Origin of the sequence: Paraburkholderia phenoliruptrix (genome assembly GCF_902859825.1) — a bacterium.
In the GTDB taxonomy this organism is placed as follows: Bacteria; Pseudomonadota; Gammaproteobacteria; order Burkholderiales; family Burkholderiaceae; genus Paraburkholderia; species Paraburkholderia phenoliruptrix.
The window spans coordinates 15,144-35,245 of sequence record NZ_CADIKB010000020.1; the positions used below are offsets into that span (position 1 = coordinate 15,144).

General features: G+C 65.3%; 21 protein-coding genes. 5 read left to right on the forward strand and 16 right to left on the reverse strand.

Going from position 1 to position 20,102, the window contains the following annotated elements; translation table 11 throughout:
• Positions 1 to 39 precede the first annotated feature (39 nt).
• A complete protein-coding gene (locus HV711_RS19415; RefSeq protein ID WP_013586983.1) occupies positions 40 to 1,152 on the reverse strand; it encodes an ABC transporter substrate-binding protein in 1,113 nt (370 codons plus the stop codon).
• Positions 1,153 to 1,372: 220 nt separating this feature from the next.
• Complete coding sequence (ugpQ, locus tag HV711_RS19420; RefSeq protein WP_013586982.1) at positions 1,373 to 2,137, reverse strand: glycerophosphodiester phosphodiesterase; 765 nt, start codon at positions 2,135 to 2,137, stop codon at positions 1,373 to 1,375.
• A gap of 309 nt (positions 2,138 to 2,446) precedes the next feature.
• Between ugpQ and HV711_RS19425 the strand changes: the two genes are divergently transcribed.
• Positions 2,447 to 3,217 (forward strand): DeoR/GlpR family DNA-binding transcription regulator, encoded by a 771-nt coding sequence (locus HV711_RS19425; RefSeq protein ID WP_013586981.1) that lies wholly within the window; start codon positions 2,447 to 2,449, stop codon positions 3,215 to 3,217.
• 56 nt (positions 3,218 to 3,273) lie between these two features.
• On the opposite strand, the gene HV711_RS19430 is transcribed toward HV711_RS19425, so the two are convergent.
• Complete coding sequence (locus HV711_RS19430; RefSeq protein ID WP_035478933.1) at positions 3,274 to 4,941, reverse strand: Na/Pi cotransporter family protein; 1,668 nt, start codon at positions 4,939 to 4,941, stop codon at positions 3,274 to 3,276.
• Between the two features lie 274 nt (positions 4,942 to 5,215).
• Between HV711_RS19430 and HV711_RS19435 the strand changes: the two genes are divergently transcribed.
• Entirely contained in the window at positions 5,216 to 5,899 is a 684-nt protein-coding gene (locus tag HV711_RS19435; RefSeq protein ID WP_015001502.1) for a histidinol-phosphatase, read from the forward strand.
• Between the two features lie 157 nt (positions 5,900 to 6,056).
• Here the strand turns inward: HV711_RS19435 and lipA are convergent, their stop codons facing one another.
• The 3 genes from lipA to HV711_RS19450 all read right to left on the reverse strand — a co-directional run bounded on the left by lipA (position 6,057) and on the right by HV711_RS19450 (position 8,202).
• Complete coding sequence (lipA, locus tag HV711_RS19440) at positions 6,057 to 7,064, reverse strand: lipoyl synthase (RefSeq protein ID WP_013586978.1); 1,008 nt, start codon at positions 7,062 to 7,064, stop codon at positions 6,057 to 6,059.
• Between the two features lie 13 nt (positions 7,065 to 7,077).
• On the reverse strand, positions 7,078 to 7,803 hold the full coding sequence (gene lipB, locus HV711_RS19445) for a lipoyl(octanoyl) transferase LipB (protein ID WP_035478931.1): 726 nt from the start codon (positions 7,801 to 7,803) through the stop codon (positions 7,078 to 7,080).
• 72 nt (positions 7,804 to 7,875) lie between these two features.
• Positions 7,876 to 8,202: a DUF2917 domain-containing protein gene (locus HV711_RS19450; protein WP_013586976.1), complete on the reverse strand. Its 327-nt coding sequence runs from the start codon at positions 8,200 to 8,202 to the stop codon at positions 7,876 to 7,878.
• A 98-nt stretch (positions 8,203 to 8,300) separates the two neighbouring features.
• Between HV711_RS19450 and HV711_RS19455 the strand changes: the two genes are divergently transcribed.
• A complete protein-coding gene (locus tag HV711_RS19455; RefSeq protein WP_035478929.1) occupies positions 8,301 to 9,278 on the forward strand; it encodes a transcriptional regulator GcvA in 978 nt (325 codons plus the stop codon).
• A gap of 51 nt (positions 9,279 to 9,329) precedes the next feature.
• On the opposite strand, the gene HV711_RS19460 is transcribed toward HV711_RS19455, so the two are convergent.
• The 10 genes from HV711_RS19460 to HV711_RS19505 form a co-directional block, all read right to left on the reverse strand.
• Entirely contained in the window at positions 9,330 to 9,599 is a 270-nt protein-coding gene (locus HV711_RS19460) for a DUF493 family protein (protein ID WP_035478927.1), read from the reverse strand.
• Entirely contained in the window at positions 9,571 to 10,554 is a 984-nt protein-coding gene (locus HV711_RS19465) for a D-amino acid aminotransferase (protein ID WP_035478924.1), read from the reverse strand. Before HV711_RS19465 ends, HV711_RS19460 begins: the two co-directional genes overlap by 29 nt.
• A gap of 11 nt (positions 10,555 to 10,565) precedes the next feature.
• Positions 10,566 to 11,795, reverse strand: coding sequence for a D-alanyl-D-alanine carboxypeptidase family protein (locus tag HV711_RS19470; RefSeq protein ID WP_013586972.1), 1,230 nt, complete (start codon positions 11,793 to 11,795; stop codon positions 10,566 to 10,568).
• A 331-nt stretch (positions 11,796 to 12,126) separates the two neighbouring features.
• Positions 12,127 to 12,771 (reverse strand): alpha/beta hydrolase, encoded by a 645-nt coding sequence (locus HV711_RS19475; protein ID WP_015001494.1) that lies wholly within the window; start codon positions 12,769 to 12,771, stop codon positions 12,127 to 12,129.
• Between the two features lie 8 nt (positions 12,772 to 12,779).
• Entirely contained in the window at positions 12,780 to 13,103 is a 324-nt protein-coding gene (locus HV711_RS19480; protein WP_013337877.1) for a (2Fe-2S) ferredoxin domain-containing protein, read from the reverse strand.
• Positions 13,104 to 13,311: 208 nt separating this feature from the next.
• Entirely contained in the window at positions 13,312 to 14,469 is a 1,158-nt protein-coding gene (locus HV711_RS19485; protein WP_028361585.1) for a VanZ family protein, read from the reverse strand.
• 31 nt (positions 14,470 to 14,500) lie between these two features.
• Positions 14,501 to 15,142 (reverse strand): ABC-type transport auxiliary lipoprotein family protein, encoded by a 642-nt coding sequence (locus HV711_RS19490; RefSeq protein WP_013586969.1) that lies wholly within the window; start codon positions 15,140 to 15,142, stop codon positions 14,501 to 14,503.
• Between the two features lie 30 nt (positions 15,143 to 15,172).
• A complete protein-coding gene (locus HV711_RS19495; RefSeq protein WP_013586968.1) occupies positions 15,173 to 16,135 on the reverse strand; it encodes an MlaD family protein in 963 nt (320 codons plus the stop codon).
• Positions 16,136 to 16,151: 16 nt separating this feature from the next.
• Positions 16,152 to 17,030 (reverse strand): ABC transporter ATP-binding protein, encoded by an 879-nt coding sequence (locus HV711_RS19500; RefSeq protein WP_013586967.1) that lies wholly within the window; start codon positions 17,028 to 17,030, stop codon positions 16,152 to 16,154.
• A complete protein-coding gene (locus tag HV711_RS19505) occupies positions 17,027 to 18,160 on the reverse strand; it encodes an MlaE family ABC transporter permease (protein WP_035478919.1) in 1,134 nt (377 codons plus the stop codon). The genes HV711_RS19500 and HV711_RS19505 overlap by 4 nt, the downstream gene beginning before the upstream one ends.
• A 107-nt stretch (positions 18,161 to 18,267) precedes the next feature.
• Between HV711_RS19505 and HV711_RS19510 the strand changes: the two genes are divergently transcribed.
• Together HV711_RS19510 and HV711_RS19515 are read left to right on the forward strand one after the other, a co-directional pair.
• A complete protein-coding gene (locus HV711_RS19510) occupies positions 18,268 to 19,185 on the forward strand; it encodes a biotin--[acetyl-CoA-carboxylase] ligase (protein ID WP_028361580.1) in 918 nt (305 codons plus the stop codon).
• Positions 19,182 to 20,033, forward strand: a complete 852-nt coding sequence (locus tag HV711_RS19515; protein ID WP_035478916.1) for a type III pantothenate kinase — start codon at positions 19,182 to 19,184, stop codon at positions 20,031 to 20,033. Before HV711_RS19510 ends, HV711_RS19515 begins: the two co-directional genes overlap by 4 nt.
• Positions 20,034 to 20,102 lie beyond the last annotated feature (69 nt).

The window sequence follows — 20,102 nt, forward strand, 5'->3', positions numbered from 1 at the left end:
GCGGCGCACTTCAATCACGCAACGTTGACGTCACGGCGCTTACTTGACGTTCGCGCCGACCACTTCGTCCCAGTGCTTCGTGATGGTTTCCTTGTACGCGTCCTGCTGCTGCAGCGTCGGGAACACCACGTTCTTGTACGACGCAGGCGGCGGCAGCTTGTCGAGCAGCGCTTGCGGCACCTTCTTGCCGGCCACCAGTTCGTTGTAGCGCATCGGATGGCAGTAGCCGGTCAGCCAGCCGATCTGGCCTTCGTCGGAATAGAGGTATTCCATCCACAGCTTGGCGGCGTTCGGATGCGGTGCATAGGCGCTGATTGCCTGAACGTAGACGCCGGCCACCACGCCCGTCTTCGGAATCACCACCTGAACCTTCGGGTTGCCCTTCAACGTATCGCGGTCGGCAAGCGCGTTGTAATCCCAACGGACGACGATCGGCGTCGTGCCTTGCGCGAGCGATGCCGCCTTGCCGATCACCGGCACGAAGTTGCCGCTCTTGTTCAGATCGGCGAAGAACTTGAGGCCGGCTTTGTCCGCCTTCGACGCGTCGCCCTTGCTTTGCGACAGACCGGCTGCATAGACGGCCTGGATCGCCTGGTTCGCCGAGCGCGGATCGCCCGCGAGCGAGACAGCGTTCTTGTAATCGGACTTGAGCAGATCGCTCCAGTCGGCGGGCGCCTTGTCGATCATGTCGGCGTTCACTTCGAACGCGAGCACGCCGTAGTAGTCGCCGTACCAGTAGCCGTCCGGATCCTTCGACTCTTTCGGAATCGAGTTCCACGTCGACACCTTGTACGGCTGCAGCAGCCCTTCTGCCTTCGCGCTCGGACCGAACGACAAACCCACGTCGATCACGTCCGGTGCCTGCGGACCCTTGTTGCCCTTGTTGGCCTTGATGGCCTCGACTTCGTCGCCCGAACCGGCGTCCGGATTCAGTTCATTGATCTTGATGCCGTACTTCTTCTGGAAACCCGCGACGAGTTGCCCGTAGTTGCACCAGTCGTGCGGCAACGCGATCACGGTGAGCTGGCCTTCCTGCTTCGCGGCGGCGATCAATGCGTCGAGCGGCGCGGCGCAAGCGCTGCTCGCGCCCGCGGCGGCCACGCCCGCTGCGGCCGACATCGAAAGTACGCGAGCTAACACGGTGCGGTTCATAGTTTTCCCCATCCTCTGCCGAAGTTGTTGCGTTTGGAAAATGTCTCGTTCGACTTCAAGGGCGCGAGCCGTTCGCTATTGCGTTCGCTATGGCGTGCGCTTTTGTCTGCGCTTATTCCATACGCTTGTTGCCCACGCTTATTGCTGCGCTTGTGCGTCCGTCAATGCGTCAGTGCTTCCGTGCTCTCGCGCCCGTGCCATGCCCGCGCCGGTGCGGCGCTCAAAGCATGTCGTGCTGCAGCTTATCGATGCGATCTGTACAAATCATGTCGACGCCCCACTCTGCGAGCAATTGCGCACGCGCCGGGTCGTTCACCGTGTAGGCGAGTACATGCAAGCCGGCCGCGCGGATGTCGGCGACGAGCGGCTCGCTCAGATAACGGTGGCTCGCATGCAAGGACACGCAGTCCAGTTCGCGCACAATGCGCAGCCAGTCCGCGGGCACTTCCTCGAACAGCATGCCGCGTCGCAATGAAGGCGCCGCGTCGCGCGCGGCCGCGAGCGCCTCGAACGAAAACGACGACAGCAGCGGGGGCGTCTGGCCTTGCCACAACTCGAGCGCGGCGCTCGCGACGAGCCGGCCGGTGATTTCATCGCGACCGGGACACGGCTTGATTTCGATGTTCGCCGCGATGCCTTCGCGCGCGCAACGCGCGGCCGCCTCCGCCAGCGTGGGCAGGCGTGTGCCTGCGAATTGCGGACCGAACCAGGCCCCCGCGTCGAGCAACGCAAGTTGCGCCCAGGAATAGACCGCCGCCGCGCCGTAGCCGTTGGTCGTGCGATCGAGCGTGTCGTCGTGGAGCAGGAACAGCTGGTTGTCGGCGGAAAGCTTGGCGTCGAATTCGACCATGCGGTAACCGTAGCGCACACAAGCGTCGAAACCGGCTAACGTGTTCTCCGGCGCGAGCGTGCCGCCGCAACGATGCGCGACGAGCGGCGGATACGGCCAGTCTGCAGGTGCTGCGCGATCGATCCCGTTTGCCACGTCCCGTCACCTTTCACTCAGAATAAAGCGCACTGGCCAGGCGCCGACGCCTGCACTCTTGTCCAAAAGCGCCATAAAAACGCGCGAAAACACAGATTAAACTTTCCATTCGAACATTCGATGTTCGAATCAGGCGGCACTTCGATTTGCGAAGGCTAAATTCAAATACACAAACTTGCAAGCTACCAAAAAAATACAACACAATCCGGCTGAAGTAGTACGCTTGACATCGTCCGGACACACATTCGTGACCACGATGTCGTCGGTTAAGACACGTTATGCGAACGCCTTCGCATCCAGGGAAAATGCATGTGGCAGGAAGACCGTCATCAGAGAATACGCGCGTTATTGTCGACATTGCATCGGGTGTCCACCGAACGGATCATGGCGGACCTTGGCGTGTCGCGCGAAACCGTGCGGCGCGATCTGCTCGACCTCGAAGCGCTCGGTGAGTTGCGCCGCGTGCACGGCGGCGCCATCAAACCAGCCGACGAGGCGCCTATCGCCGAGCGCGCACACATGCGCGTCAAATCCAAAACGGCCATTGCGAAGGCGGCCACCGGGCTCATTGCGAGCGGCCAGACGCTGTTTATCGACGCCGGCACCACCACCGCCGCGCTCGCCGAAGAACTGGCGAAGCTCGCGAACCTGACCATCGTGACGAATTCAATCGACGTCGCACTGAAACTGCGCGGCGCAGCGGAGCAGCCGGAAGCGGGCAACGAAGTGATTCTGCTCGGCGGCACGATCAGCGACCGCGCCATGGCGACCACCGGCGCGACCACGGTGCTTGATATCCAACGCTATCGCGCCGATCTCGCGCTGCTCTCGCCGGTCGGCATCGACCACCGGCATGGCGCGACCAACTACGACCACGCCGAAACGGAAGTGGCGCGCGCGATGGTCGCGAATGCAGACCGTGTGGTGATCCTCGCCGATTACAGCAAGATTGGTCAGCGCAGCCGGATTTCATACTGCCCCGTCGAACGGATCGACGTGCTCGTCACCAACAAGAAGGCCGCAGACGTCGCGGATTTCGGTGCGCTGAAAAAGAAGTTGGAGGAAGTTGTGCTGGCGTAGCGCGCGCAGCGCCCTGCAGCGCTGCCGCGCCGACCCGCGTGCTGACCCGCCGCGCGTCACTCCTTCACATGCATGGTGTCCAGCGCGCGCTTGCGCAAGCGCGTGTCATGCAACGCGCCCGCGGCATCGAGTACCGGATAGGCAGTCGAGCAGAACAGCGAATTGAGCCGCTTCATGTCGCTGATCAGATCGAGATGCAGTGCGCTGGTTTCGATGCTGCGCAGCGTCTGCCCGGCGAGGCGGTCCAGATGCCGGTATGAATAGGCGCGCTCCAGATCGCGAAAACGCTCCTTCTCGGCCAGCAGCCGCTCGGCGCAACGCAGATCGTTATTCAGGAATACAGAAAGTCCGAGTTGCAGATTGCTGACGAGCCGCGCCTGCAAATCGTCCAGTTCGCCGAGACCTTCCTCGGAAAACGACAGACGGTGCGCGATCTTCTTTTCCTCGATATCGCCCACAATCCGCTCGATGATGTCGCCCGCATGCTCGAGGTTGATGGTCAGCGAGATGATGTCGGTCCAGCGGCGGCTGTCGGCTTCGTCGAGCTGCTCGCGCGAAATCAGCGTGAGGTAGTCCTTGATCGCCGCGTAGAGTTCGTCGACGTCGTCGTCCATACGAACGGTTTCGCGCGCCTTCTCGATATGGTTGTGATGAATCAGTTCCGCCACGTTGTCGAGCATGGTGCGCACAATGTCGCCGATACGCAGCACCTCGCGCGCGGCATTCGCGAGCGCGAGCGTGGGCGTGGTGAGCGCGGCGGCGTCGAGATGCAGCGGCCGCAGCTCGCCGTTCGGCATGGGCCGGTCCGGCAGCACGCGCTCGCAGATGCGCGCAACCGGATCGATCAGCGACAGGCATATGCAGCAACGCAGCGTGTTGTAGATCAGATGAAAGCCCACCGTGGCTTCGCGCGGATTGGCGATCAGCACCGGCAGCCAGCGCGCGAGCAATGACGTGAACGGCAGGATCAGCAAGGCGCCCGCCAGCTTGAAGGCGAAGCTGCCAAGCGCCAGCCGCCGCGCCGCCGAATTCTGCGCGGCAGCGCCCAGCAAGGCCACGAGCCCGCTGCCGAGATTCGCGCCGATCACGAGACACAGCGCCACCTTCAACGAGATCACGCCCGACGACGCGAGCGTCGCCGTGAGCAGCACCGCTGCGAGGCTCGAATACGACACCACCGCGAAGGCCGCGCCCACCAGGGCGTCGAGCATGGTGTCGCCCGTCAATGCACCGAACATGACGCGAACGCCGGCGCCATGCATCATCGGCTGAGCCGCCTCGACGATCAGATGCAGCGCGAGCAGGATTAGCCCGAGCCCGATCAGCGTCCGCCCGACCTGGCCGGCGCGCGTCTGCTTACGCGAGAGGAAAAGCGGCACGCCGAACAGAATGAGAATGGGCGACAGCCACGACAGATCGAGCGTGAGAACCCGCGCCATCAGCGCCGTGCCGACGTCCGCGCCAAGCATGATGGCAAGCCCGCTGGTGAGCGGCAAAATCCCTTGCGCTGCGAACGAGGTAAGGATCACCGCGGTCGCGTTGCTGCTTTGCACGAGGCTCGTTACGCCGACACCCGACACGAATGCGCGCCAGCGGCTACGCGTGCTGCGCCCAAGCACCGTGCGCAGGTCCGCGCCCAGCACCCGAAGAATGCCCGTGCGCACGATATGGGAGCCCCACACGAGCAGTGCCACACCGGCCAGAAGGTTAAGGAGAATCAACATAAGGCACTGCGCATTTGTTCCCTGCTGCCGTAAGCGGAACCGAATGCCGCGTGCGGCACCCGGGGCGTATGACAGTAGTGTTGCACATTTTTGCCTTATTGTAATTTTGTGCTTTTAAATATACGCTCGCGCAACGAATGTCGAGCGGCGCGGCCGTTCTTGCTGCGCGCCTTGCGCTTTGTGCCGCTCCGGTGCCGATGCCGCTTTCATTTCGAGTGGCGCTGATGCAACGTCTGTTTAACGCTTCGACCCACCTGATCACGAGGACAACCGGATGAGCCGCAATCTCGCGCTATTCGACCTGGACCACACCTTGCTGCCGCTCGACAGCGACCAGGCATGGGCTCACTTTGTCGCCGGCCTCGGCATTGAAGGCGCTGCGCGGCATGCGCAAGATATCGACGAGTATTACCGGCAATACGTGGCCGGCACGCTGGACATGACCGCCTACCTGGAGCGCACGCTCGCGCCGCTCGCGCGCCATACGCGCGAGCAACTCGATGAGTGGCATGCGCGGTTCATGCGGGAGGTGATCGCGCCCGCCATCCTGCCAGCCGCCCGCGAGCTGGTGCGACGCCACATGGACGCAGGCGACCTGTGCTGCATCGTCACGGCGACCAATGTGTTCGTGACCGCGCCGATCGGCAAGGCGCTCGGCTTCGAGCATCTTCTCGGGATCGAACTGGACACCGAAGGCGGCGATCCGCTCGCGCGCTTCACGGGCGCGGCGGTCGGCGTGCCGACTTTTCGCGAAGGCAAGATCACCCGAACCGAGAGCTGGCTGTCCTCGCTCGGCCATCGTTTGCAGGACTTTCCAGAGAGCTGGTTTTATAGCGATTCGATCAACGACCTGCCGTTGCTCGAACGCGTGACCCATCCGGTCGCGACCAACCCCGACGCGCGTTTGCGTGCGATCGCCACCGAGCGCGGCTGGCCGGTTATCGAACTGTTTCTGTGAGATGAACGGCGGCGCCCCTCATGCGGGCGCTCTGGCATTCATCTGCAAGCCCCGCCGCTGCTGCAACCCGGGCTCGCGCATTCGCCCTTGTTCGGGCGCAAAAAATGCCCGCAACATGTGCGGGCATTCTTCAGTGAGCGGACGGAAAAGCAGACACTCAGACCACGCCGGCTCCATGCGCCTGCAAATCGGCGTGATAGCTCGAACGCACCATCGCGCCCACTGCCGCGTGAGTGAAGCCCATCTTGTACGCCTCTTCTTCGTACATCTTGAAGGTGTCCGGATGCACATAAGAACGGACCGGCAGATGGTGTTCCGAAGGCTGCAAATACTGACCGATGGTGAGCATATCCACGTCGTGCTCGCGCAGATCGCGCATGACCTGCAGGATCTCTTCTTCAGTTTCGCCGAGACCGACCATCAGACCCGACTTGGTCGCGACGTCCGGGTGCAATGCCTTGAAATCCTTGAGCAGTTTCAGCGAATGCGCGTAGTCCGAACCCGGACGCGCTTCCTTATACAGACGCGGCACGGTTTCCAGGTTGTGGTTCATCACGTCGGGCGGCGCGGCATTCAGAATGCCCAGCGCGCGGTCCAGGCGGCCGCGGAAGTCCGGCGTGAGAATTTCGATGCGCGTGTCGGGCGACAACTCGCGCGTCTGACGGATACATTCGACGAAGTGCGCCGCGCCGCCGTCACGCAGATCATCACGATCCACGCTCGTAATCACGACGTACTTGAGCTTCAGCGCGGCAATGGTGCGCGCGAGGTTCGCCGGCTCGTCCGGATCGAGCGGATCGGGACGGCCATGGCCCACGTCGCAGAACGGGCAGCGCCGCGTGCATTTGTCGCCCATGATCATGAAAGTCGCGGTGCCCTTGCCGAAGCATTCGCCGATATTCGGGCAGCTCGCTTCTTCGCAGACCGTGTGCAGGTTGTGTTCGCGCAGAATCTGCTTGATTTCGTAGAAGCGCGAGTTGCCGGTTGCCGCCTTGACGCGGATCCAGTCCGGCTTCTTGAGCTTTTCGATCGGAACGATCTTGATGGGAATACGGGCAGTCTTGGCTTGCGCCTTCTGCTTCGCGGTAGCGTCGTAGGCCGCAGCCGATGCCGGCACGCCTTCCAGCGCGGGAGAAGCTGCGAGGTTCGCGGTAACGTCAGTCATTCGTTCGATCCAGTCAGGCGGTGAGCGCACCGGTCTGCGGTTGGGCGACGGCCGCGGGACTGCCGTCGAGGTTTGCGGTGAGGCGGGCTGCAAGGGTGCGGGCCACGTCGTCCCAGCCGGCCACAACGCCGAGCGTTGCCATGTCGACTGTTTCGAGACCCGCGTAGCCGCAAGGGTTGATGGCCAGGAACGGCCGTAAATCCATTTTCACGTTCAGGCTGACGCCGTGATAGCTGCAGCCGTTGCGAATCTTGAGACCGAGCGCGGCAATCTTCGCGCCGGCGTGCAATCCGGCCTGCGGCCCCGGCGACACATAGATGCCCGGCGCGCCGGCCTTGCGTTCTCCGGCAAGATTATACGCCGCAAGGGTGTCGATCACGGCCTGCTCGATCCGCGTGACCATGTCGCGAACCATCAGTTTGCGGCGCCGCAAATCGAGCAGCAGGTAAGCCACCACCTGCCCCGGGCCGTGATACGTGATCTGTCCGCCGCGGTCGACTTTCACCAGAGGAATGGCGCTGTCGGCGGCCAGCAGGTGCGCTGGATCGCCGGCCTGGCCGAGCGTGAAGACGGGCGGATGTTCGACCAGCCAGATTTCGTCGGGCGTCTCGGCGGTGCGGGCGTCGGTGAAGGCGCGCATCGCGTCGAAACTGACTTCGTAGCGTTCGCTGCCGCGCCAGCGCAGCGTAGGCGGCGCTGCGGCGGGCAATGGAGATGAAGAAATCGAAGAGGCGGACATGATCCCGGCAGTTTACCGAAATCCAGGAATCCCCGCCCAAAGTCGCCGCGCGCGAACGGCGCGGCGCTGCCGTCAAACCGTGCGCCACCCGCCGCGCAGCCACGCCGTGAAACGCTCGCCCATGCGCGCAAACCAGTTCAGCGCGCGCTCGTCGCAACGCGTCGGCACCGAGAACGCGACCGTTGCGCGCGCCGTGCCCTCGGCGCTCAACCAGAGCCGCTCGCCACGGCGCAGTCTCAAGGTGTGGCCGGGCTGCAGCCAGTAGTCTTCGGTGTCGTCGCTGCGCGTCACCCAGACCGCGCCGCCGCGCACGACGAGCTTGGTGCTGCGCGCCACCTTCAGGGGCAGCATCTCGCCGCTGTGGATTTCATACGCGATGCTAGAGGAAACTTCTCGCATAATGCCCTCGCCAAAAGTCGTTTCATGGCTACAATCGTAGGCGCAGCAAGGGTTTACGCAAAACGATCAATTTTCACCTCTATGTGAGGATAATTGCGATGGAGCTCCGTCATCTCCCGCCACTGAACGCGATCAAGGCCTTTGAAGCCGCCGCGCGCCACGAGAGCTTTTCGCGCGCTGCAGACGAGCTTTTCGTCACTCATGGCGCCGTCAGTCATCAGATCCGTGCGCTGGAAGCCGAACTCGGCGTCTCGCTGTTCGCGCGCGACGGCAAACGCGTGCGGCTCACCGAAACCGGCCGGCGCTACGCCCAACAGGTGCGGGCGGCGCTCGGCGCGCTGTGCGACGCCACGCGTCAGATCCGCGCCGGCGACCGGGAACGGCGGCTGGTGGTGTCCATGCTGTCGTCGTTCGCCGCGCGCTGGGTGACGCCGCGCGTCGGCAGCTTTATTGAGGCGCACCCGCAGTGGGATCTCGAGCTACTGTCCACGAACGCGCTGACGGACTTCGCGCGCGACGACGTCGACGTGGCAATCCGTTTCGGCTACGGCAAGTACGCGGGGCTGCATTCGGAGCTTCTCCTGGAGGAAATCTTTTTCCCGGCCTGCGCGCCCAGTTTCAACGGCGGCAAGCTGCCCAAAACGCCCGCCGAACTCGCGAATCTTCCGCTGCTGCGCTCCGACGACGAACTCTGGCGTCCGTGGTTCGACGCGGCCGGCCTGAGCGAGTGGCCGGAGCCCAAGCGCGGCGTGCTGTATCAGGATTCGTCGAATCTGCTGCAGGCGGCGATCGACGGTCAGGGCATCGCGCTCACGCGCCGCTCGCTAGCCATGCACGAGATCGCGGCGGGCCGCCTCGTGCGGCTTTTCAATGTGGACGGACCGAGCCCGTGGCAGTACTACTTCATCTGCCCGCCGCACATGCTGGAAACGGCGAGGGTGAGGGCGTTCCGGGACTGGGTGTTCGCGGAGGTGGGACGCTTCAAACTGCTTTTCGACCAGGCGTGCGAAGCCGGGCCGACGGCGAATGCGACAAGCTCCGCAGGGACGGCGGACGCGTTGCGTGTCGCGCCGTAATCTGACTCAAGCCCGATTCAAGCCGGACTCAAGCCGGATTCAAGCGCCGCTTTACAGCACGACCTTGACCATCGGATGCCCGGTGAGCGCGCGATAAATGTCGTCCAACTGCGCGCGGCTCGTGGCGCGCACCGTCACCGTCAGTCCGGTGTAATTGCCGCCGCTGGACGGACGGGTTTCGACGCACGAGGCGTCGACTGCGCTGTCGAACTGCCGGACCACCGTGACGATCGTCTCAGCAAACTCGGGGTGCGATTTGCCCATGATCTTGATCGGGAAATCGCAGGGAAACTCAATGAGTGATTCGTTCGCCGGATTCATTTACCGCTCCTTGCCGCGCCTCGGGCGCGTCTTTTGCCGCTTGGGCCTCTTTTGCCTCGTTCGCCTTGGCTCGCTGATAAGCCGCGTACAGTCCCGCAAACACCGCGCCCGGCTTGCCCTCGCCGACCGGCTGGCCGTCGAGTTGCGTGACGGGCAGCACCTCTTTGGTGGCGGAACTGATCACGATCTCGTCGGCGGCGCGCACTTCGGCCTCGGCAATCTCGCGCACCTCGAAGCGGATGCCGCATTCGGCCGCCAGTTCCTCGATCAGCCCGTAGCGAATGCCTTCGAGAATCTTGTGGCTGCGCGGCGGCGCCGCGAGCACGCCGTTCTTCACGACCCAAACATTCGACGACGACCCTTCGGTCAGCATGCCGTCGCGAAACTGGATAGTCTCGAAAGCGTCGTTCTCCGCCGCGTACTGCGCCATCAGGACATTGCCGAGCAGCGAGACCGACTTGATGTCGCAATGAAGCCAGCGGCGATCCTCGGCGCTCACGCAACGCACGCCCTCGGCGCGCTGAGCGGCGTTCGGCAGATTGAGCGGCGTGACCATGACGAACACCGTCGGCTGGATGCCGGCAGGAAATGCGTGGCCGCGCTTCGCGACGCCGCGCGTGATCTGGATATACGCGATCGCGTCCTGTTCGGCGGCGAGGCCGCCCTCGGCTTCGTTGGCCGCCGTCACGCGTCCGATCAGCGCGCGCCAGCCGGCGTTGTCGAACGGATTGGCGATGCCGATCTTCCCGAGCGAGCGCGCGAGGCGCGCCAAGTGCTGCTCGAAGCGGAAAGCCGTGCGACCGCCCGCGTGCGCGTAAAGCGGCGCGACTTCGTAAATGCCGTCGCCGAAAATAAAGCCGCGGTCGAGAACCGGCACGCGCGCCTGGGACAAAGGCACCACTTCACCGTTGAGATAGACGATAGGTTCCAGCGGAACATCGGGAAGAGCGGTCATTGCGATCAGGCTTACTTTTTCTTGTTGAACATGAGCATCAGCGAGTCCCACACGCGGCCGACCACGCCGGCTTGCGGCACGGCCTGCAAGGCGACCACCGGGAATTGCGCGAGCACCTTGCCGTCGGCGACGAGCTTCGCGGTGCCGACCTGCTGACCGTTCGCGATCGGCGCGATCAGCGGATCGATCTGGTCGATCTGCGGCTTGACCTTGTCGGCCATGCCCTTCGGCACCGTGATGTACTGATCGCTCTTCACGCCGATCTGCACGCTGTCCTGCGCGCCCTTGTAGACGCGCGGCGTGCCGACCACCTGATTCGCCTTGTAGAGACGCACGGTATCGTACGCGGAGTAGCCGTAGTTCAGCATCTTCAGGCTGTCCTGCACGCGGTCGTGCTCCTTCGTCTCGCCCATCATCACGGAGACGAGGCGGCGCGACGCGTCCGGGGTGCCCGGCAGCGAACGCTTCGCGCTCGCAATCAGGCAGTAGCCGGCCGCTTGCGTGTGACCGGTCTTCAGACCGTCGACGGTCGGGTCGATCCACAGCAGACGGTTGCGGTTCGGCTGCTTGATCTTGTTGTACGTGAACTCCTTGACCGAGAAGATGTTGTAGTAGTCAGGGAAGTCGCGAATCAGACGCGCCGACAGCACGGCGAGGTCGCCCGCGGTCGTGTAGTGCTGCGGGTCGGGCATGCCGTTCACGTCGGCAAAATGCGTGTGCGTCATGCCGAGGCGCTGCGCCTCCGTGTTCATCATGTTGACGAACTGCGCCTCGCTGCCGCCCACCAGTTCGGCGAGCGCGATGGCGGCGTCGTTGCCCGACTGGACGATCATGCCGTACACCAGATCGTGCACGGTGACGGGCTTGTTCGCCTCGACAAACATGCGCGATTCGTCCGTGCGCACGCGGCGCACCGCTTCGCTCGGCGTCACCGTCTGGTCCATCGCGATCTTTTTCGTCTGCAGTGCTTCGAAGACGAGATACGCCGTCATCAGCTTGGTAAGCGATGCCGGTTCCACACGCTCGTCCGGATTGCCCGACGCGAGCACCTGATTGCTGGTTGCGTCGACGAGCACCCACGAGCGCGCATTCACCGCCGGCGGCGGCACTTGCGCAAACGCGGTGCTGGCCGCGAGCGTGGCGGGCAACACGACGCCGAGCGTGATGGCGCGGCTGAGCGTGGAGGGAACGAAGGATGCAGCGGAGGGGAAAGACAGGCGGCCGGAGGTGGAAAAACGCATAGGGTCGGTTCGTGCAGAAAAGTACAGCGCGCGCGAGCGCAGAGTTGGGAGAGCCGGTCGGCGAGCGTCTGGCCGCAACATCAAGCGTAGCGGCTCGGGCGCCCATTGGACTTCCGGCCACGCGATCGGTTCGCGCAGCACACCTGCAGCCGGCACCGCTGCGCGCGTGAAAAGAAGCTACGCGTCGCGCGAACTGCCGCACAGGCCGTGCTGCGCCCAAAAAAGAGCGCCCATTATACGCGCGCTACACTCGCAACTTCGCGCAACGGCGGGCGATAAATTGTGAGTTTTTGCCTACCTGTACCCGCGAAAACGCGCGTCAGCCGATCCGTCAACGCCACGCGTCGACAATGATCCGCTTCAGGATGTGCAGCTTGCGATGCAGGAAATGCTCGGCGCCCGGAATCACGACAACCGGCAATTCCTGCGGCCGCGCCCAGTCGTAAACGGATTGAATGGGAACCGTCTCGTCGGTCTCGCCGTGAATGACGAGCGTGTTTTCCGGCACCGGCGCGACTTCCCAGCGGCTCGCGGCCGTGCCGACGAACACCATGCGCTCGATCTGCTGCCCTTCGTCGCGCAACTTCGCCGCCACGTGCGACAACACGAACGTGCCGAACGAAAAGCCCGCCAGCACGAGCGGCAGATCGCCGTGTCCAGGTTGCGCGCGCATGTGATCGAGCACCGCGCGCAGATCGTCGCGCTCGCCGATGCCTGCGTCGTGCTCGCCTTGCGTTTGTCCAACACCGCGAAAATTCGCGCGATACGTCACGTAGTTCAACCCGACGAGCGTGCGCGCGAGGGTTTGCGCGACCTTGTTATCCATGGTTCCGCCGAAGAGCGGATGCGGATGCGCGACGAGGGCGATGCCGCGCGGCGCGGCGCCGTTTTCGCGCGCTTCGTCGGGCAGGTCGAGCGCGACCTCGATCTTGCCGACCGGGCCGTCGATCAGATACTTCTTCGTGTGTACGTTCATGGTGCCGTTTATTGATCGATCTTCAGACGCTCGACGATTTTGCCGTTCGCGAGATGCGAGTCGACGATTTCGTCGATGTCGCTTTCATCCACGTACGTGTACCAGACGCCTTCCGGATACACCACGAGCGCCGGACCCAGCTCGCAGCGGTCCAGACACCCGGCCTTGTTGATGCGCACCTGGCCCGGGCCGGCGAGACCGAGTTTCTTCACGCGTTTTTTCGCGTGCTCCTGCATGGCCTGCGCGTTGCAATTCGCGCAGCTCGGACGCTCCGCGCCCGGCTCGCGCTGATTCAGGCAAAAGAAGACGTGATATTTGTAGAACGAGTCCATGATGTACGGGAGGGAAAGCTATCAGAAGGGCAATAGTGCAGCAGAACGCGGTTGGGCGCAGCGACGCGGCTATCGGGCGGATGCTGGTGGGAGCCGATGCCTGCGGGCCTGCGGGCCTGCGCACGGCGGGAGCGCGCGGCCCGTAGCCGACGATTATATCCAGCAAGCCACCTCCCACGCGCCGAGCCGCGCCTCGTCCGGCGTGCCCTCAGGCGCGCCGCGTGCGCCGCCCAAGCCACACCCGCTCGACGACAAACGCGAGCCACACGAGCGCCGCATACGGCCAGACCCACGCGAGCCAGCGCGCAAGGCCGTTGAAGTGCAAATACCGCCCTTGCCGCCAGTCGGCCAGCACCACATCGAAATAAGGATTCACCGGCAGCAGGTTGACCAGCACCAGCGTGAGCACGAGCGCGCCGGCCGCCAGCGACGCCCGCGCGCTGCGCGGCAGACGCAGCACGACGAGCCCGAGCAGCGCGCCGCCGCCGAGGCCCGCAAGCCCGCCCGGCGTCGCCCAGTCGAAAGCCAGGCCCGATTGCGATTGCAGGAAGGTGGCGCCCGCCTTCACACCCAGAGCGACGGCGATAAACAGCAGCATCAGCCGCACGCGCGGCGCATGACGGCGCACGGACAACGACGCGAGCGCCAGCGCGGCAAACAGATTGAGCGTCGTGATGAGCGCTTCCCACGCGTCCTCCGGCAGCCACGCGGCCACCCAGGCCGGCCACGCGCCGACGTGCCAGCCGGCCGGCGTCCACGCGAAGAGCGCGTCCTGCGTCGTGGAATCGAAACGCGTCCACAACACGCGCGGCCAGTTGCCGAGGCCGAAGAGGCGCGGCGCCGGATACATCGTCGCAAACGGCCAGGCCGCCACGAGGCACGCCAACGCCGCGCTGTCGCGCTCGAACCACATGAGCCGCAGACGTCGCAGCAAGCCGCGGTCGAGCAACGCCCCCGTGGCGGGCGACATGATCGCGGCACCCAGCAACGCGCCGAGTGCATTGGCCGCGAGATCGAGGTTGGAGGCGACACGCGTCGGCAGGTAGGTTTGCACGGCTTCCATCACGCCCGAGAGCAGTCCGCCCACGAGGAACGCCAACGCGACCGCCAGCGGCCCGCGCCAGCGCGGGTAAAGCGCGAGCACCATGAGCGCGCCGAACGGCATGTAGCCGAGCACGTTCGTGACGACATCGAAGGCTGTCAGGTATTGCGGCATGGGGTCCGCGAGATAGGCCAGCGGCCCGATGCCGAGCGAGCGCCAGCCCGAAAACGGATACCACGAACCGTAGACGATCAGCGCGGTATAGAGCACCAGCGCCTGCCGCGAGAGCACCGAAGGGCGGCGCAGCCACGATCGTTCGCTCATGCAGCGCTCCGTTGCGTGCGCTGCGCGTGCGTCATTGCGCGGCGACCAGCGCCTGCACACCGAGCCAGGCGCCGATCTGGTCGACGAGCTCGTCGCTGGCGGCGGCGAGCGCCTGCGCGCCGCCGGCGGCGTCGGCGGAACGGGACGGCGCGCGCGAGATGAACGTGCGCTGGCCGATCACCTTGCCGCTTTGCGTGAGCGTGGCGCGCGCGGTCACGGCCGCATGGCTTTGCGACTGGCTGTCGAAAACCTGCTCGAACTCGCTCAGTTCGATTTTCAGCACCGGCGCGGCAACGCCGTCGGCGCCCGTCAGCACCGTGCCGCGCGAGCTGAGCGCGCCGCGCAGACGCTGCGTGAGCAACGCGGACGGCGGCATCGTCCAATGGCTGTTGGCGTACGCGGCGACCTGCTGCGAGTCCGCGTAGCCGAGCCGGTACACGAGCTTGTCGGACTGCAGCCCTTCGGGCGCGCTCACGTCGAGCACCTTCACGGCCGGCTGCGTTCCCGCCGACGACGCCGGCTTCGGCGGGCCGAAATCGTAGCGGATGTCCGACAGCGCGGCCGGCGTGCTCGTGCAGCCGGCGGCCAGCAGACCCACGGCGACGAGCGCCGCGCACGCCGCGCCCGCACGTGTGACGCGCGAGGACAACAACCGGTGAATGGAGCGTGACATGACTATCTTCCTTTCTTCAAACCTTCAGAATCATTGCGCGGCGCGCGCGGCGGGCCACGTAAATCCGGCCTCGCCCGGCCCCGGCGCCGCGGCCGGCGCACCGAACAGCACGCTGCGCGGACTGGTACTGAACGTGTCGGCGGCACGGTCCACCGAACGTGCAGCGGAACGCACGTCTTCGGCGAGCGAATTCACGCGCGGCAGCGTGTCGTAACCCACCCGCGCCGACAACTCCTGCAACGAGCCGTTCATCGCGGTGAGCGCGTCGCCTGCCTGCTGCGCAGCCGTGCCGACCTTGTTCAGATTGCTCTCGAACGGACCGTCGGGGCGGTTCAGGCTCGTGATCAACTGGTTGGTCGAGGCGAGCGTGGCGTCCAGCTTGTCGATGGTCGCGGGCAGCTTGCCGGCCGCGGGCGCCATCTGCTGCGTGAGCGTGGCGACGCCGTCCGCGGCTTTCTGAATGCTGGCCGCGGTGCCGTGCAACTGGTCGACCATCTCGGGCGACAACAGATTGTCGACGTCGTCCGTGACCTTTTCGAGTTTCCTCAGCAGCACGTCGCCGCGCTGCTGCAACTGGTCGAGCAGGCCGGGCCGCATCGGCAACTGCGCCACCTGTTTCGGCGACGAAGCGAGCGGCGACGGATCGCGCCCCGTATCGTCGAGCTGGATGAACGCGATGCCCGTCACGCCCTGGAAGCCGAGACTGCCGAACGTGGAATGCGTGATCGGCGCGTGGGTGTCGACGAGAATGCGGATCACGATCTGCCCCGGATGATCGCGGTCGAACTTGATGGACTGCACCTTGCCGACGTCGAGCCCGCGATAGCGCACGGCGGCGTCGGTAAACAGGCCCGTCACATTGGTGCGCGCAATCAGATCGTACGGCACGCGCACGGCGCGGTCGACATTGAACAAAAATGCCGCCGTGGCGATCGCGCCGAGCAGCACGACCGTGAAGAGTCCTGCCCAGAACGCATGTGATTTGTTTTCCATTACCGGGTTCCCTGATTCACAGCGGCAATTCCGACGACGCCGGCTCCAGCGCCGCGCGCGGCAGCTTCGCGCGGCGCTCGGGTGGCAGCGCCTGCAACGCGCGACGCCCGCGCAAGCCGAGAAAATATTCGCGGATAAAAGGATGATCGACGCCCGCGGCCTCTTCCACCGGCGCCGCGACCAGCACCTTGCGGTCCGCCAGCACGGCGACGCGCGTGGACAGCGCGACCATCGTATCGAGGTCGTGCGTGATCATCACGACCGTCAAGCCGAGCGCGCGATGCAGCGCCGAGATCAGCTCGACGAATTCCTCGGACGCCTGAGGATCGAGGCCCGCCGTCGGTTCGTCGAGAAACAGCAGTTCGGGTTCGAGCGCGATGGCGCGCGCAATGCCGACACGCTTGATCATGCCGCCCGACAGCGCCGACGGCATTTTCGACGCGTGCTTGCACGGCAGGCCGACCATTTCCAGCTTCAGCATCACGATGTCGCGCAGCAGATCTTCCGGCACCTGACCGAGTTCGCGCACGGGCTGCGCGACGTTGTCGAACACCGACAGCGACGAGAACAGCGCGCCGCGCTGGAACAACATGCCGGAGCGGCTGCGCATGAGCAGCGCCGTTTCCGGCGAAATGGTCGCGAGGTCCTCGCCGAACAGCTTGATGGTGCCGGACGACGGCCGCTCGAGGCCGAGAATCTGCCGCACGAGCGTCGTCTTGCCCGACCCCGAGCCGCCGACAATCGACAGGATTTCGCCGCGCCGCACGTCGAGATTCAGATGCTGATGCACGATGTTGCGGCCATAGCGCTTGGTGACGTCGATCACCTCGATCACCGGCTCGGCGATGGAAGGCATCGGCTGGCCGCGCACGGCCTGAGTGAGCGGCGCGATCATCCGAGGCCCACGTTCTGGAACAGGATCGCGAACACGGCGTCCGCGAGAATCACGATCGTAATCGACGTCACGACCGAACTCGTCGTGCCCTCGCCAAGGCTTTGCGAATTCGCCTTGATACGGAACCCGAAATGACAGCCGACAATCGCGATCAGCATGCCGAAGGCGACGCCCTTGCCGAGCCCGATCCACAGATTGGCAACGGGCACCACGCCCGGCAGCGCGCGCGCAAAGTAGCTCATGTCAATGCCGAGCACAATCTTCGCGGCGAGCGCGCCGCCCGTCAGCGCAATGATGTTGGTCCACATGACGAGGAGCGGCATCGCCACACCGAGCGCGACCACGCGCGGCAGGATGAGCCGCAGGCCGTGTGGAATGCCCATCACGCGCATGGCGTCGAGCTCCTCGGTTACGCGCATCACGCCGATCTGCGCGGTGATCGCCGAGCCCGAGCGGCCCGCGACCAGAATCGCCGACAGCACCGGCCCCAGTTCGCGGATCACCGACAGCCCGAGAATATTCACGATGTACTGATTCGCGCCGAACAGCCGCAACTGCTGCGCGGACAGATAGCTCAGCACGATGCCGATCAGGAAGGCGACGAGTGCGGTGATCGGCAGCGCCTTGGTGCCCGCGTTGTAGACGTTCGCCGAAATTTCGGTCCACGGCGTGATGGCCGGCTTGCGCGCAATGGCGAGCAGGTCGAGCACGACGCGTCCGAACATCGCCACGCCGCCGTACAGATGCTCGAGGAAGGAGAAGATCGCGAGACCGAGCCGCGTGAAGGGATCGAATCTGACGACGGGCTCAGCGGTTTCGCGAACCGTGTCGAGCAACGCGATGCGCTCGAAAATATCGCGCTGCGTGTCGGTGAGCTCCGTGTCCGGCGGCATTCTGTGGCCCCACACACGCCACAGGGCCTGGCCGCCCACATGGTCCATCCGGTCGATACGCGACAGGTCCCATTGGCCGATGCCTTCGGCGCCCTCCAGCGAGCGCAATTGCGGGATCACGTGTCCGGTCGCGCGATCGCGCGCGAGCGCGAGCGCCGTCCATTGGCCCGAGAGCCGGACGATCTTGCCCTGGCTGCCGGCCGCGACTTCGAGGCCGGGCGGAGTGTCGTAGTTCAAGGATCGTTGCAATCTGGTGATCGGATTAGCGGCCATTGTAACGAAGGCGCAGCGGATCGACCGTCCGGGCGGCCCTCCGGCCGTTCGCTGTCGCTACAATATGGAGCATGAACGCTTCCCGCACTCCGCCCCAAGACCCGGCCGCTGCCGCGAACGCGGCTGACTGGCGCATCGACCGTGAACGCGCCGTCGCGCTGTTCGGCGCGCATGCGCATGACTGGCCGATTGAAATCGTCGAGGAAACCGGCTCGACCAATGCCGACCTCATGACCCGCGTGAAAGCGCTCCCGCGCCGGGCCGGCGCGCTGCCGCGGCCGATCGTGCGGGTCGCCTACCTGCAAACCGCCGGGCGCGGACGGCGCGGCCGTCCTTGGTATGCGGAGCCGGGTAATGCGCTGCTGTTTTCGGTGGCCTGCGTGCTGCCGCGTCCGCTCGAAGGGCTCGCGGGCTTGAGCCTCGCCGTGGGCGTCGCGCTCGTCGACGGACTGCGCTCGCTGCCTGTCGCCGGGCCGGGCCAGATCGCGTTGAAGTGGCCGAACGACGTGCTGCTCGAAGGCGACAAGCTCGCCGGCATTCTGATCGAAACTGCGTGGAGCACAGACAACGCGAGCGCGGTCGTGATCGGCATCGGCACCAATGTGAAAGGCGCCGACGAACTCGCCGCGAAGCTCGGCGCGCTCAGCGCCGAGACGCCGCCGCAGGCACGCGGCACAGCGCCGACTGCGCTGCAGCGCGCGCTGCCGAACGCCAATCTCACCGATACGCTCGCCGCCGAGCTCAACGCGCTCGAACCCGCGTTGCAGCGTTTCGGCGCCGAGGGCTTTGCGCCGTTCCAGGCGCGCTGGAATGCAATGCATGCCTACGCGGGCCGCGAGGTCGTGCTGCTCGAGCAAGGGCACGAGGTCACGCGCGGCGTCGCGGCGGGCGTCGATGAGCGCGGCCAGTTGCTGCTCGATACCGACGCGGGCAGGCAAAGCATTGCGACCGGCGACGTGTCCTTGCGACTCGCCGACGGTGCTGCATGACGGGCGGCACGTCTCATCTGTTGCCCCGGCTTTTGATCGACGCGGGCAATAGCCGCGTCAAATGGGCGATGGTGGCGGCGGACGGCGCGCAGATCGCGGCCGGCGCGCTCGCGCATGAGGCGAGCGAATCGCCGGAGCGGTCGGCTCAGTGGTCAGCTCAGTGGTCGCGCTTGCCGGCGCCCGGCGGCGCATGGTTATCCAATGTCGCCGGTGCTGCAGTGGCGGCGCGCATCGCCGCGCTGGTCGACGCGCAGTGGCCGCGCTTGCCGCTCACCACCATCCGCGCGAGCGAGCGGCAATGCGGCGTGACCAATAGCTACGCCACGCCGCATGCGCTCGGCAGCGACCGCTGGGCCGGCATGATCGGCGCGCGTGCGGCTTTTCCGGGCGAGCATCTGCTGATTGCGACATTCGGCACGGCGACCACGCTCGAAGCCCTTCGCGCCGACGGATTGTTTGTCGGCGGACTCATTGCGCCAGGCTGGAGCCTGATGATGCGCTCGCTCGGCGAGCACACCGCACAACTGCCGACGCTCGACGCCCATGCCGCGCGCGGCCTGCTCGAGGCTGGCGGCACACCAGACGCCGCGCGTCGCGGCTCGTTCTTCGCGACCGACACGCCGCGTTCTTTATCCGCCGGCTGCACGCTCGCGCAAGCGGGTCTCGTCGAGCGAACATGGCGCGACTTGCAGGATGAGTGGCAGGTGCCGGTGCGCCTCGTCGTAGGCGGCGGCGCGGCGGACGAAGTGGCGAGCGCGCTGAAAGTGCCGCATACTCGCCACGATTCGCTGGTCTTGTCGGGGCTCGCGCTCATCGCTTCGGAGTGCGCGTCGAAGCGCGGCGCTTGAAGCAGGCTGCAATGTCACGGGGTGCGCCGCGGCCAGGATCGCGGCAGAACGACACCGGGCGGTTCAATT